The organism is Streptomyces sp. NBC_00440 (assembly GCF_036014215.1).
In the GTDB taxonomy this organism is placed as follows: Bacteria; Actinomycetota; Actinomycetes; order Streptomycetales; family Streptomycetaceae; genus Streptomyces.
This window is the reverse complement of the sequence record NZ_CP107921.1, coordinates 6949302-6962252: the sequence shown is the minus strand read 5'-3', so window position 1 is coordinate 6962252 and position 12951 is coordinate 6949302. Positions and strand designations below refer to the sequence as shown.

The 12951-nt window shown below is 70.3% G+C and carries 13 protein-coding genes and 1 pseudogene; 5 read left to right on the top strand and 9 right to left on the bottom strand.

All coding sequences use genetic code 11. The features are described 5' to 3' along the window. Positions 1–286: 286 nt before the first annotated feature. Positions 287–871, top strand: a complete 585-nt coding sequence (locus OHB13_RS31040; protein ID WP_328379265.1) for a nuclear transport factor 2 family protein — start codon at positions 287–289, stop codon at positions 869–871. A 153-nt stretch (positions 872–1024) separates the two neighbouring features. Beyond that, the gene (locus tag OHB13_RS31035) at positions 1025–1990 is read left to right on the top strand and encodes a cyclase family protein (RefSeq protein ID WP_266851476.1); all 966 of its coding nucleotides are present in this window, start codon (positions 1025–1027) and stop codon (positions 1988–1990) included. Positions 1991–2021: 31 nt separating this feature from the next. Here the strand turns inward: OHB13_RS31035 and hydA are convergent, their stop codons facing one another. The 4 genes from hydA to OHB13_RS31015 form a co-directional block, all read right to left on the bottom strand. After that, positions 2022–3425, bottom strand: a complete 1404-nt coding sequence (gene hydA / locus OHB13_RS31030; protein ID WP_266851478.1) for a dihydropyrimidinase — start codon at positions 3423–3425, stop codon at positions 2022–2024. 216 nt (positions 3426–3641) lie between these two features. Next, a complete protein-coding gene (locus tag OHB13_RS31025) occupies positions 3642–4919 on the bottom strand; it encodes an aspartate aminotransferase family protein (protein ID WP_328379264.1) in 1278 nt (425 codons plus the stop codon). Next, positions 4916–5758, bottom strand: coding sequence for a nitrilase-related carbon-nitrogen hydrolase (locus tag OHB13_RS31020; RefSeq protein ID WP_328379263.1), 843 nt, complete (start codon positions 5756–5758; stop codon positions 4916–4918). The genes OHB13_RS31025 and OHB13_RS31020 overlap by 4 nt, the downstream gene beginning before the upstream one ends. 264 nt (positions 5759–6022) lie before the next feature. Then, positions 6023–6274, bottom strand: a complete 252-nt coding sequence (locus OHB13_RS31015; RefSeq protein WP_266851482.1) for a helix-turn-helix domain-containing protein — start codon at positions 6272–6274, stop codon at positions 6023–6025. A 41-nt stretch (positions 6275–6315) separates the two neighbouring features. Between OHB13_RS31015 and map the strand changes: the two genes are divergently transcribed. Continuing rightward, positions 6316–7083 (top strand): type I methionyl aminopeptidase, encoded by a 768-nt coding sequence (gene map, locus OHB13_RS31010; RefSeq protein ID WP_328379262.1) that lies wholly within the window; start codon positions 6316–6318, stop codon positions 7081–7083. Between the two features lie 21 nt (positions 7084–7104). Here map and ggt read toward each other — a convergent pair whose 3' ends face one another. Beyond that, positions 7105–8931 (bottom strand): gamma-glutamyltransferase, encoded by a 1827-nt coding sequence (gene ggt / locus OHB13_RS31005; protein WP_328379261.1) that lies wholly within the window; start codon positions 8929–8931, stop codon positions 7105–7107. Between the two features lie 118 nt (positions 8932–9049). On the opposite strand from ggt, the gene OHB13_RS31000 reads away from it, so the two are divergent. Further along, positions 9050–9793, top strand: a complete 744-nt coding sequence (locus OHB13_RS31000; RefSeq protein WP_266851487.1) for a hypothetical protein — start codon at positions 9050–9052, stop codon at positions 9791–9793. On the opposite strand, the gene OHB13_RS30995 is transcribed toward OHB13_RS31000, so the two are convergent. Continuing rightward, positions 9732–10355, bottom strand: coding sequence for a hypothetical protein (locus OHB13_RS30995; RefSeq protein WP_266851489.1), 624 nt, complete (start codon positions 10353–10355; stop codon positions 9732–9734). The genes OHB13_RS31000 and OHB13_RS30995 overlap by 62 nt on opposite strands. A 94-nt stretch (positions 10356–10449) precedes the next feature. Here OHB13_RS30995 and OHB13_RS30990 point away from each other — a divergent pair. Continuing rightward, positions 10450–10758 (top strand): annotated as a pseudogene (locus tag OHB13_RS30990) (CocE/NonD family hydrolase C-terminal non-catalytic domain-containing protein); the annotation flags it as partial. Positions 10759–10968: 210 nt separating this feature from the next. Here OHB13_RS30990 and OHB13_RS30985 read toward each other — a convergent pair. From OHB13_RS30985 to OHB13_RS30975, 3 genes are all read right to left on the bottom strand, one after another. Then, on the bottom strand, positions 10969–11409 hold the full coding sequence (locus tag OHB13_RS30985; RefSeq protein WP_266851491.1) for a DUF6278 family protein: 441 nt from the start codon (positions 11407–11409) through the stop codon (positions 10969–10971). An 82-nt stretch (positions 11410–11491) separates the two neighbouring features. Beyond that, on the bottom strand, positions 11492–12271 hold the full coding sequence (locus OHB13_RS30980; protein ID WP_328379260.1) for an exodeoxyribonuclease III: 780 nt from the start codon (positions 12269–12271) through the stop codon (positions 11492–11494). Between the two features lie 30 nt (positions 12272–12301). Next, on the bottom strand, positions 12302–12940 hold the full coding sequence (locus OHB13_RS30975; RefSeq protein ID WP_401608675.1) for an MBL fold metallo-hydrolase: 639 nt from the start codon (positions 12938–12940) through the stop codon (positions 12302–12304). Positions 12941–12951 lie beyond the last annotated feature (11 nt).

The window sequence follows — 12951 nt, the reverse complement described above, 5'->3', positions numbered from 1 at the left end:
CGCGCAGCCGGGCGGAAGCGGTCCGGCTCCGCGGACGCCCGTATCACGTGCCGCGTCCCGGGAGATCCTTCCATATCGGGCCGTGCAGAAGCCTGTGCGACGACTCCTGGGACGCGAGTCGCGAGGGGACAATCCTGGACCGCTCGCCGGGCCTTGGGAAGACGCCCGCACAGAGCACAGATGCCTGCCCACTGCATCTGCCCGCTGCATCCGTACCGGCCGCGAAGGGATCTTGTGTAGCGTCGGGCAGCAGCAGAGGGCCCTGACCCCGTAGAAGGAGAACGAGATGACCGTGAGCACGCGCGTCGAGGACCGTTCCGCCATCGCAAGCCTGATGACCGGGTGGATACACCGCGACCTCGGTGAGTGGGAGCAGCTGGGTGAGCTCTTCCATCCCGACGGCACCATCGAGATCAGCTGGTTCGAAGGGCCGGCCGCCGACTTCGTGGCCGCCTCCGCCCGGATGGGCGCGTCCGACCTGCGCTCCAAGCACCAGATCGGCGGCCCGTCGATCACCTTCAACGGCGACCGGGCTCTGGTCGAGACGAGCGCGATGCTCATCGCCGAGAACGTCGCTCTCGACCTCGGCTGCACCGCCCGCAACCGCTTCTGGGACCGCGTCGAAAAGCGCGACGGCGACTGGCGCATCGTCCACCGGGCGAGTGTGTACGACATGAGCTCGTTCAACTTCCTCGCGAAGGTCCAGGACATCGACGAGAGCGCCGTCCGCCGCTACCCGCGCGAGTACGCGGCCCTCGCCTACGTCCTGGAGAAGTCCGGCTACTCGGTCGCCCGTGAATTCCCCACCAGGAACAGCGAATTGGAGGCCCGGATGAAGGCGGCGGGCCGGGCCTGGCTCGACGGAGCCTGAACCCCGCGCGAGACCCGTCCGAAGGCGAGCCGCGCGGCCGGGAGCGATCCGCGCCCCCTCACCGGCGGATTCCGGCGCGACGGTGACATCATGAGCGGGCCGGTCAGCAGCCCGGCGCTCAGCACACCCGCACATCATCACGGAGGAGGCCGCATGGGCCTGAACCGCCACGACCCCGAAGGCGCGATCGCCGAGTCCGCCAAGGCGTACTCGAACTGGGGGCGTTGGGGCGCGGACGACGTGCTGGGCACCCTGAACTTCCTCGACGAGGCCAAGCGCCGCGAAGGCGCGGCCCTCGTGCGCCGGGGCGCGAGTTTCTCGCTGTCGCAGAGTTTCGACATGGACGGCCCGCAGAACGGCTGGCGGCGGCGCACCAACCCCGTACACACCATGCTCGACACCGGCACCGACGCCGTCATGGGCCACCAGGGTTTCCCGCACGGCATCGGCGGCGCCGACGACGTGATCTCGATGCCGCTGCAGTGCTCCACCCAGTGGGACGGCCTCGGCCACATCTTCGACCACGGCATCGCCTGGAACGGGCGGCCGGCGGAGCATGTCGTCACCTCCGCCGGTGACCTGGTCACCGGTATCGAGCACATGGCGCCGTACGTCGCGGGGCGCGGTGTCCTGCTGGACGTGGGCCGGTTCGTCGGAGGCGGAAAGGGCGAGCTGCCCGACGGTTTCGCCATCACCGAGGAGCAGTTGACCGACACCGCGCGGGCCCAGGGCGTCACCGTCGGACGCGGTGACATCGTGCTGGTGCGCACCGGACAGCTCACCCGCGTCCGCCGCGAAGGCTGGGGCGAGTACGCGGGCGGACCGGCCCCCGGCCTCTCCTTCACCACGGCCGGCTGGCTGCACCGTACCGAGATCGCCGCGATCGCCACCGACACCTGGGGCTTCGAGGTCCGGCCCAACGAGTTCGAGGCCGCGTTCCAGCCGCTGCACCAGGTGGTCATCCCCAACATGGGCCTCCTTGTCGGCGAGTTGTGGGATCCGGACGCACTGGCCGAGGACTGCGCCCGCGACGGTGTGTACGAGTTCTGGCTCACCGCCGCCCCGCTGCCCATCACCGGAGCCGTCGGCTCCCCGGTCAACCCGATCGCCGTCAAATAGCACGACGGCGCCTCGTGCGCCGTCCCCGCGCTCAGTGCGCGTACTCACCGAGCCCGCGCGGCACATAGGCCCCGTGCCCCGCGTGGCCGGCGTACTCACGGTTGTCGATCACCGGAACACCACGTGAGAGCACCGTCTCCACCCGGCCGGTCACCCGCTTGCCCTCGTACGCCGAGTAGTCGACGTTCATGTGATGCGTCGAGGCGGACATGACCTGCTCGGCGGCCGGGTCGTAGACCACGATGTCGGCGTCCGCGCCCGGGGTGATCGTCCCCTTCTGCGGATACAGGCCGAACATCCGCGCCGGTGCAGCGCAGGCGATCTCGATCCAGCGGCGGCGGCTGATGTGCCCGTCGACGACGGCCTGATGGAGCAGGTCCATGCGGTTCTCGACACCCGGCATACCGTTCGGGATCTTCGAGAAGTCGCCCTTCCCCAGGTCCTTCTGACCCTTGAAACAGAACGGGCAGTGGTCGGTCGACACCACCTGCAGGTCATTGGTGCGCAGGCCCCGCCAGAGCGCCGCCTGGTGCTCCTTCGGCCGCAGCGGCGTCGAGCACACATACTTCGCGCCCTCGAATTCGGGCTCGGCGAGATTGTCCGTCGACAGGAACAGATACTGCGGGCACGTCTCACCGAACACCGGCAGGCCCTCATGACGCGCCCGCGCGATCTCCGCCAACGCCCCCTGCGCCGACACATGCACCACATACACCGGCGCCCCCGCCACCTGCGCCAGCTTGATCACCCGGTGCGTGGCCTCCGCCTCCAGAAGCGCGTTGCGGACCTCGCCGTGATAGCGCGGGTCCCGCTCACCGCGCGCCAGTGCCTGCTCCACCAGGACATCGATCGCGAGACCGTTCTCCGCGTGCGTCATCACCAGACCGCCGTTGGACCCGGCACGCTGCATGGCCCGGAGGATCTGGCCGTCGTCGGAGAGGAACACCCCCGGGTACGCGGTGAAGAGTTTGAACGAACTGACGCCGCCCGAGACGAGCCGGTCCATCTCCTTGAGCGACGACTCGTTCACATCGGACATGATCATGTGGAAGGCGTAGTCGATCGCGCACTTCCCGTCCGCTTTCGCGTGCCAGGTGTCGAGCCCTTCACCGAGTGATCCGCCCTTGGACTGGATGGCGAAGTCGATGATGGTCGTCGTGCCGCCCCAGGCGGCCGCCCGGGTCCCGGTCTCGAAGGTGTCGGACGCGAAGGTGCCGCCGAAGGGCATCTCCATGTGCGTATGGGCGTCGACCCCGCCGGGGACCACGTACTTCCCGGTGGCGTCGATCGTACGGTCGGCGGTCCAGGCGTCCGCGGCGGCGGAGCCGTGCGCGGCGAGAGCGGCGATCCGGCCGTCCTCGATGAGGACGTCGGCGTGGGTCTCCTCCGCGGCGGTGATGACGAGACCGCCGCGGACCAAGGTGCGGGTACTCATGGTGCTCTGCTCCCTCTTTCGTACACCGGTGCGTGCTGCGGAACCCGCCGACCAGGCCCTGTCCGGTCTGTCTTCGTGGATCAGGCCGCGGCGTCCGGTGCGGTGCCTCGCAAGGCGGAGGATCGCCCCCGTACTGGACGTACTGGGGTGACTCCGACAACGCGGCGAGGTGCCGTGCCGGGCGTCGCGGGCCCACGAAGACCAGCCGGACAGGACCTACCCCGCCCGCAGGGCCTGTTCGATGATGGCCGCGCCCGCTTCGGCCTCTGCGACATTGAGCGACAGCGGCGGTGCGATGCGCAGCACGCTGGTGTCGTGCCCGCCGCCCTTGCCGATCAGCAGCCCGCCTTCCCTGGCCGCCTCCAGGACGGCCGCCGCCTCCGGGTTGGCCTCGTCGGTGCCGGGCTTCACCAGCTCGACGCCGATCATGAGGCCCCGGCCGCGCACTTCGCGTACGAGCGGGGAGTGCGCGCCGACGGCCCGCAGCCGTTCGAGCAGGAGGCCGCCGATCCGGCGCGCGTTGCCCTGGAGGTCGTGTTCCAGCAGATAGGTGAGGTTGGCGAGGCCCGCGGCCATGGTGACCGGGGAGCCGCCGAAGGTCGAAATGGAGTTGGCGTCCAGGCAGTTCATGACGTCGGCGCGGGCGACGACACCGCCGATGGACATGCCGTTGCCGATGCCCTTGGCGAAGGTGAGGATGTCCGGCGGGCCGTTCTCGGCGTGTGCCTGCCAGCCCCAGAAGTGGTCGCCCGTGCGCCCCCAGCCGGTCTGCACCTCGTCGGCGATCCAGAGGATGCCGTGCCGGTCGAGCACTTCGCGGAACGCGGCGTAGAGGCCGTCGGGCGGCGCGGTGAAGCCGCCGACGCCCTGGATCGGCTCGGCGATCAGGGCCGCCGCGTCATGGGTGTGGCCGAGCAGGTCCTCCAGGTCGGCGACGCACGCCTCGATGAACCGGGCGTCGCTGAGCTGCGCGTACGGGCCCCGGCTGCGGACAGCGCCGTGGACGTAGAGCGTCTGGAGCGGGGAGAGGCCGGTCGGCGACCAGCTGCGGTTGCCGGTGATGCCGACGCTCGTGAAGGAGCGCCCGTGGTAGCTGTTGCGCATCGCGAGGATCTGGCTGGACCTGCGGTACGCGGTGGCGAGCAGCAGCGCGGTGTCGTTGGCCTCGGTCCCCGACGTGGTGAAGAAGACACGGGCGTCCGGGATCCCGGAGAGCGTCGCGATCCGCTCGGCCAGCTCCACCATCGGCCGGTTGAGATAGAGCGTCGAGGAGTGCACGATCCGGCCGGCCTGCTCGCTGACCGCCTTGGTCACCTCGGGCAGGGCGTGCGCGGTCATGGTGGTGAGGATGCCGCCGAAGAAGTCGAGATAGCGGTTGCCGTCCGCGTCCCAGACGTACCGGCCCTCGCCATGGGTGATCTCGATGGGCTCCCGGTAGTACGTGGCGAGCCACTCGGGGAGGACGGCCCGGTGCCTGTTGTACAGATCGCTCACGGCTGCACCAGCCCGTCGTACGCGTCGGGCCTGCGGTCCCGGTAGAACGCCCACTGCTGCCTGACCTCGTCGATGAGGTCCAGGTCGAGGTCGCGGACGAGGAGTTCCTCGCTCTTGTCGTCGGCGACGTCCCCGACGAACTGGCCGCGTGGGTCGACGAAGTAGCTGGTGCCGTAGAAGTCGTTGTCGCCGTACTCCTCCTGGCCGACCCGGTTGATCGCGGCGATGAAGTACTCGTTGGCGACGGCGGCGGCGGGCTGCTCCAGCTGCCAGAGATGGGCGGAGAGACCGCGCGAGGTGGCCGAGGGGTTGTAGACGATCTGCGCCCCGTTCAGGCCGAGTTGGCGCCAGCCCTCGGGGAAGTGGCGGTCGTAGCAGATGTACACGCCGACCTTGCCCACGGCCGTGTCGAAGACCGGCCAGCCCATGTTCCCCGGTTTGAAGTAGTACTTCTCCCAGAATCCCTTGACCTGCGGGATGTGGTGTTTGCGGTACTTGCCGAGGTACGAACCGTCGGCGTCGATGACGGCCGCCGTGTTGAAGTAGAAGCCCGACTGCTCCTGCTCGAAGACCGGAACCACGATCACCATGCCGGTCTCGCGGGCGAGTTCCCGCATCCGGGTGACCGTCGGCCCGTCGGGCACGGACTCCGCCCAGCGGTAGTGCTCGGCCTCCTGCACCTGGCAGAAGTACGGGGCGTTGAAGACTTCCTGGAATCCGATGATCCGCGCACCCTGACGGGCCGCCTCGCGGGCGTGCTCCTCATGCTTGGCGATCATGGATTCGGTGTCGCCGGTCCAGGTGGCCTGGACCAGTGCGGCGCGTACGACGTGGGACATGAGCAGCTCCTTCAACAGGGCGCCACGAAGCTCTACGCACGTAGACGGGTTGCGTAGGAGGAGAACGTAAGCCCCGTCACACACTGGGGCAAGACCATCGCCGTTAACCGGCAGAGTCGATCACGTTTCGCCCCTTCATGATCACTTCGCCATCCCGCCGTGATCAGATTGCGCGCCCGCCCCAGCGTGGCGACCAGGCCCGGACCGCCCGCGCACCAGGTCGGACCCACCACCGGCGGCGCCGCGACGGCCTGGGCGCTCAGGTCACACGGGCACCAGCGCGCAGCGCCCGGCGATCTCGTCCATGGAGAGCCCGAGCGCCGCCGCCAGCGCGGCGACCGTGAAGAAGGCGGGGGTCGGGGCCCGGCCTGTCTCGATCTTGCGGAGCGTCTCGGCCGAGATGCCCGCCGCAGCGGCCACCTCGGTCATGGTGCGCGCGCCGCGCGCCTCGCGGAGCAGACGGCCGAACCGTTCGCCGCGTGCGTGCTCTTCGGGTGTGAGAGGGGTACGGACCATGCCGTCATTCTAATACCGCTCGGACCGGTATAGTAATTGGCATGATCGAGATCAAGACAGACCTGTCCGTCGATGCGATGCGTGCGGCGGGCCGTGTGGTCGCCCAGGCCCTGGCGGCGGTACGGTCCGCCGCCCGTGTGGGAGTCACCCTGCGCACCCTCGACGCGACAGCCCACGCCGTCCTGCGCGAAGCCGGCGCCGGGTCCCCCTTCCTGGGCTACCACCCCGAATTCGCCCCCGGACCTTTCCCCGCGGTCCTCTGCGTCTCCGTCAACGACGCGATCGTGCACGGCGTCCCGGACGACTACCGGCTCCGCGACGGTGACCTGGTCAGCGCGGACTTCGGAGCGATCCTGAACGGGTGGGCCGGGGACTCCGCCATCAGCTTCACGGTCGGTCGCCCCCGCCCCGAGGACCTGCACCTCATCGACACCGCCGAACGCGCCCTGGCGGCGGGCATCGCCGCAGCCGTGGTCGGCAACCGCATCGGCGACATCGCCCACGCGGTCGGCCGGGTCTGCCGCCGGGAGGGGTACGGCATCCCGGACGGTTTCGGCGGCCACGGCATCGGCCGTGCCATGCACGAGGACCCCGGCGTCCCGAACGAAGGCCGCCCGGGGCGCGGGGTGCCGCTGCGCCACGGCATGGCGCTGGCGATCGAGCCGATGGTGATCGCCGGCGGCGGTGACGGCTACTACGCGGCCCCCGACGGCTGGACGCTGCGCACCCTGGACGGCAGCCGCGCCGCCCATGCCGAGCACACGATCGCCATCACCCACGCGGGCCCGCGCATCCTCACGGCACTCTGAGCCGCCGGCCCGGGGCCGCCCTCAGGGGCGCCCGTCCGGGCGGACCACCATCGCGGAGCCGCCGCCCCGGCGGACCGGTTCCGCAGCGGCCAGCCAGCGGCCGTCCGGCAGCCGCTGCACCCCGGTCGCCGCGCCGATCTCCGGGTTGAGTGTGAACTTGTGCCCGAGTGCCTCCAGCCGGCCCCGCAACGGGCTGTTGTAGAGCGCCGGTTCGAGCTCTGTCGTCGTGGCGTTGCGCTGGCTCGCCCGTGGCGCGGCGATCGCGTCCACCAGGGGCAGCCCCCGGTCGAGATGGCCGATGAGCGTCTGGAGCACGGTGGTGATGATGGTGGCGCCGCCCGGCGATCCGACGGCCAGCACCGGCTTCCCGCCGTGCAGGACGATCGTCGGCGAGATCGACGAGCGCGGCCGCTTGCCGGGCCCCGGGAGGTTGGGGTCGGGCACGGACGGACTGGCCGGGGCGAACGAGAAGTCCGTCAGCTCGTTGTTGAGCAGGAACCCGCGGCCCGGCACGGTCATGGCACTGCCGCCCGTCTGCTCGATGGTGAGCGTGTACGCGACGACGTTGCCCCACTTGTCGGCCACCGTCAGATGGGTGGTGTTCTCGCCCTCGTACGTGGTGGGGGCCGCGCTGCCGCTGTTCCCGCACCGCTCAGGGTGACGCGGGTCGCCGGGCGCCAGCGGGCTGGTCAGGACCGCGTTGTCCTTGATCAGGCAGGCGCGCGAGTCCGCGAAGCGCTGGGAGAGCAGTTCCTTGGTGGGTACGGGTTCGGAAGCCGGGTCACCGACCCAGCGGCCCCGGTCCGCGAAGGCGATCCGGCTCGCCTCGATGTAGTGGTGCAGATACTGGACCTGCGAGGCTTTCGAAAGGTCGGTGCGCTCCAGGATGTTGAGCGCCTCGCCGACCGTCGTACCGCCGGAGGACGACGGCGCCATGCCGTACACGTCGAGACCGCGGTAGGAGGTCTCCGTGGGAGCGCGGTGCAGCGGTTCGTACGACCGCAGGTCCTGCGCGGTCAGGTCCCCGGGGCGGGCGTTGCGGGTCGATCCGGGTGCCAGGTCCGGCTTGCGGACCGTACGTACGATGTCCTGCCCGAGGCGTCCCCGGTAGAGCTCGCCGACCCCCTTGCGGCCCAACTCCTGGTAGGTGCGGGCCAGATCGGGGTTCTTCAGCGTGGAGCCCACGGCAGGCGGCTGCCCGCCGGGCAGGAAGAGCTTCGCCGTCGCGGGGAAGTCCGCGAAGCGCGCCTGGTTGTCCTGCGTCTGACTGTGGAAGGTCGGGTCGACGGTGAAGCCGTCCGTGGCGATCCGCTCGGCCGGTTTCAGCACCGTCCCCAGCGACTTGCGGCCCCAGGAGGCGAGCGCGGAGTCCCAGGTGGCGGCGGTGCCCGGCGTGCCCACGCTCAGACCGCTGGTCACCGCGTCCGCGAAGGGCAGCGGTTTGCCGTTCTCCAGGAAGAGCGAGGAGTCGGCGGAACGCGGCGCGGTCTCGCGGCCGTCGATGGTGTGCACCCGGTGGGATCCGGCGTCGTAGTAGACGAAGTAGCCGCCACCGCCGATGCCCGCCGAGTACGGCTCGGTCACGCCGAGGGCTGCGGCCGTGGCCACCGCGGCGTCCACCGCGTTGCCGCCCTCACGGAGCACCTCGATGCCCGCGGCCGACGCGTCCTGGTCGACGCTCGACACCGCGCCGCCGTACCCGACCGCGACCGGAGTCTTCGCCGCCGTGCCCCCTCCGGGCGATCCCGCCGGCGCTCCGGCGGCGGAGGGCGGTGCGGTCGCGCCCACCGACAACAGGGCGGCGGCGACGGCCAGATAGGAGAGCTTCCGGACGGTGACACGGCGCATCCATGACCTCCAGCGGAGAGACGTACGGCGCAGCGTAGCCCGCCCACCGCCCCTTCGTCATGGACACGTCGGTACCATGCCGCTCCGGACAGGACCGGACGGCCGAGGGGTATGCCACGTGAACGACGACCTACGCAACATCCTGCTCGGCGTGATCGCCGCCGGCGTCAGCGGCGCGCTCGGCTGGCTCGCGCGCACCTCGCTGTGGCGCCGCAGACTCCGCAGGAAGCAGCGCTTCTTCGGGCTGCCCCGGAACTCCGAGTGCCTGCTGGTGGTCAACCGCGAGGCGGGCGGCGACGGGGCCGTCGCCCGTAATGACGTCTTCGCGCTGCTCGAACTCTCCTCCCTCATCAAGGACTGCGGCGCGCACGCCCAGATCCTGTCGGCAGACACCGCGCAGCAGGGCATCGGCGAGCGTACGGAGTTCTGCCTCGGGGGCCCCTCGTCCAACCGCCGGATGGCCGCCCATCTCCAGTCGCTGCTGCCCGGGGTCGACGTGAACACCGATGTGGACCCGGGCCCTGACCGCGCCGCCTTCCAGATCGGCAGCGAGCGCTACCGGCTGGAGAGCGGCCGGCTCGCCCATGTCCTGCTGGCCCGGCTGACCGCACAGCCCGGCGCCCGGCCGGTGTTCCTCTTCTGCGGCCAGCAGTCGATCACCAACCAGGCAGCCGCCCGCTATCTGGCCCGCAACCACGAGAAGCTGGCGCGCAAGTACGGCGACCGGTCCTTCTGCCTGCTGCTGAAGGTGGTCAACTCCCAGGCGTACGGCCCGGATGTGGTGGAACTGATGGCGGACGTCACCCGTGCGGCGCAGACCCCGATCCCGGCTCCCCGTACCTCGCACCGGGCGGATCGCTGACGGGGATGCCGCCGGGCGCGTACTCCCGGATCAGCGCCACCAGCCCGGCCGGGTCCACATCGAAGACCTGCGCCTCGATACAGAGGCCCTGCGCCTGCTCGCTCCGGCCGAGTGACGGCGCGAGCCTGCGATACATCGACCGCGGCCGGCAGAACCGGGGCAGCGCTTCGGCTTCCGGCGAGAAGTCCACGACGACATGGGCGCTGGTCCGGCCGCCCTCGGTGACGTCGGCGGCCGCCACGCCCGCCACCGCGGACCACGGCACGGTACGGGCGGGCCAGAGGGGCAGGTGCACGGTCAGGCCGTCGGCGCCCGGGGCCAGCCGCAGCGGCCGCACCAGATAGCCGACGAACGTAGCGGTGAAGAAGGCGAGCAGCAGTCCCGCGATCACCATCAGGGTGCCGCCGACCGCGCCGTACGCCCCTGAGACGACCGGCGGGATGGCCACCACCCAGGCGACCAGCACCACCACCGCCGCCACCGGGACCCACTGCAGCTTCCCCCTGAGCCGCAAGGTCATGTCCGTTCGCCCCCGGTCCGCGCCGTTCTCTGAATTCGTCACACGGAGAGCTTGGGACGCGGGGCGCGGTCGCGCCAGGGTTTCGCTGAATTCCGGTCAACAATTCGCCGACGGCGGCGTCGCCATGCTCTCCAACACCCTCATCAGCACCAAGGGGAGCGGCACCCTCGTCGCGTACCTCTGCGACGTGGGGCCGCTCGGCCTCGGCAAGCTGGTCAGCAACGCGCCGTACACCTTCCACGGGAAGACGCCCGGCATGGCGTTCCCCGTGGACCTGGATCTGTTCTCCACGGCGTACGACGTGCCGGCGGGCCACCATCTGGCCCTGGTGACCGACACCGTCGACCCGCTGTACATCGAGCACAACCCGACCGGCGCGCAGCTGACCTTCTCCTCGCCCGAGTCCGACCTGTCGTACCTGTCGGTCCCGCTTCGCGAGAAGTGATCACCGGCTGCTGCCGGGCGGGCATGGTGCCCTACGTGCTACTGCGCACCCGGCAGCAGCGTTCCTGGTTCGGCCGGACCCGGCCGTCAGCGGACGGTCGATGACGCAAACTATCCACCCCGACAAGGGACTTCACACCCGACACGCGCTAGGTGACGATAAACCGTATTTGCATTGAAAAGCGGTGAAGTTGGTCAATTCGGGCGGCGGTCAGGCCTCTGCTGCCTCCGAGTAGACCTGTGAGAGTTCGGGTGCTCCGGTGACCGCCCAGTCGAGTCCGGCCTCGACCACATTGATCTCCCGCCCCGACGCCAGGCGGACCACCGGCGTGCCGCCCGGCAGGACGTCCCAGACCGCGCCGGGGACGGTCCTGACGATGGTGGTCCCGAGGTAGAGACCCGCGTCGTTGCCCAGCCAGGGCAGCTCCTCGGGGTCGTCCCGCCAGTGCGGCGGAAGCTGGTCGAGTGCGGTCAACGAGGCCGGTGAGTCGTCGAGTTGAAGCCCTTCCTGACCGGCTCTGGCGCGCAGCAGCTCGCACTCGGCGAGCAGTTCGCCCACTCCCTGCGGGTTGTTCCGCACCGCCGTGGCGAGCGTCTCCGCGTGTTCCGTGCCGTGCCTTCTGCGCCAGTGTTCAAGGAAAGGGATATTCACACCGCTCAGCCTCGCATTCCGCCGGACAGTCGCACCAACAGGCGCGCGGATCCCCCGGCCCCGGAGGTCACCCGACAGCCTCTCAGATGTCGAGATCGACGACGACGGGAGCGTGGTCCGAAGCGCCCTTCCCCTTGCGCTCCTCCCGGTCGACATAGCTGTCCTTGACCGCAGCGGCGAAGGGCTCGTTGCCGTACACCAGGTCGATGCGCATGCCCTTGTTCTTCGGGAACGCCAGCTGCCGGTAGTCCCAGAAAGTGTACGGGCGTTCGTACTTGAGCGGGCGGGGCACCACATCGCTCAGTCCCGTCTCGCGGAGCGCGGTGAGCGCGGCCCGCTCGGCCGGGGTGACATGGGTGGCGCCCTCGAACAGCGCCGGGTCCCAGACGTCCTCGTCCGCCGGGGCGACATTGAAGTCCCCGAGGACGGCGAACGGGCGCCCGCCCGCCGCGTCCGTTGCGGCCGCCGCCTTCAGCGCGGCGAGCCACTGGAGCTTGTACGTGTAGTGCGCGTGGTCGACCTCGCGGCCGTTCGGCACGTACACCGACCAGACCCGGACCGGGCCGCAGGTCGCCGAGATGGCTCGCGGCTCCTGCGTGCCCTCGTACTCCGGGCCGCCGGGCAGTCCCATGACCACGTCGTCCAGTCCCAGCCGGGAGATCAGCGCCACCCCGTTCCACCGGCCGGTGGCGTGGACCGCCGACTCGTACCCGAGCTCACGCAGCTCGTCGGCGGGGAACTGCTCGGCGGAGCACTTGGTCTCCTGGACGCACAGCACGTCCGTGCCGGTGCTCTCCAGCCAGGCCAGCAGCCTCGGGAGACGGGCGGTGATCGAATTGACGTTCCAGGTGGCGATGCGCATGGGACCAAACCTAGCCGGTGGCACCGACAGTCACAGGTCCGTGGCGTCGCCCGGCATCAGACGGGTGTGGCCGGCGCCGCCGAGGTTGCCGATGTGTGTGTCGTACACACCGCGCGCCAGATCCTTGAGCAGCACGTCATGGATGTCGATGGCGCGCTGCGGCCGCACCTCGCGCACGTAGTCGATCACCTCGGAGATCTTGTTCCACGGGGCGTGCACCGGAAGCATCAGCGTCTCGACCGGCTGGTCGGGAACGGTGAAGGCGTCGCCCGGATGGAAGACCGAACCGTCCACCAGGTAACCGACGTTGGTGATCCGCGGCAGATCCGGGTGGATCACCGCGTGCAGTTCGCCGTGCACCTGGACGCCGAACCCGGCGGCCTCGAAGGTGTCGCCGTGGCCGACGGTGTGGACCCGGCCGGGGAACGCCGCGGAGAGCTGCTCGGCGACGCTGCGCAGGGTCCAGATCTCGGCGGCCGGGTTCGCCTCCATCCCGGCGCGCAGCCGGTTCTCGTCGAAGTGGTCGGGGTGCTCGTGCGTCACGAGGATGGCGTCGGCGCCCAGCGCCGCGTCCTCCTCGCTGAACCCGCCGGGATCGATGACGAGCGTCCGCCCGTCCTTCTCCAGCCGGACACAGGCGTGGGTCTTCTTCGTCAGTTTGATCGTCATACCCACCATCC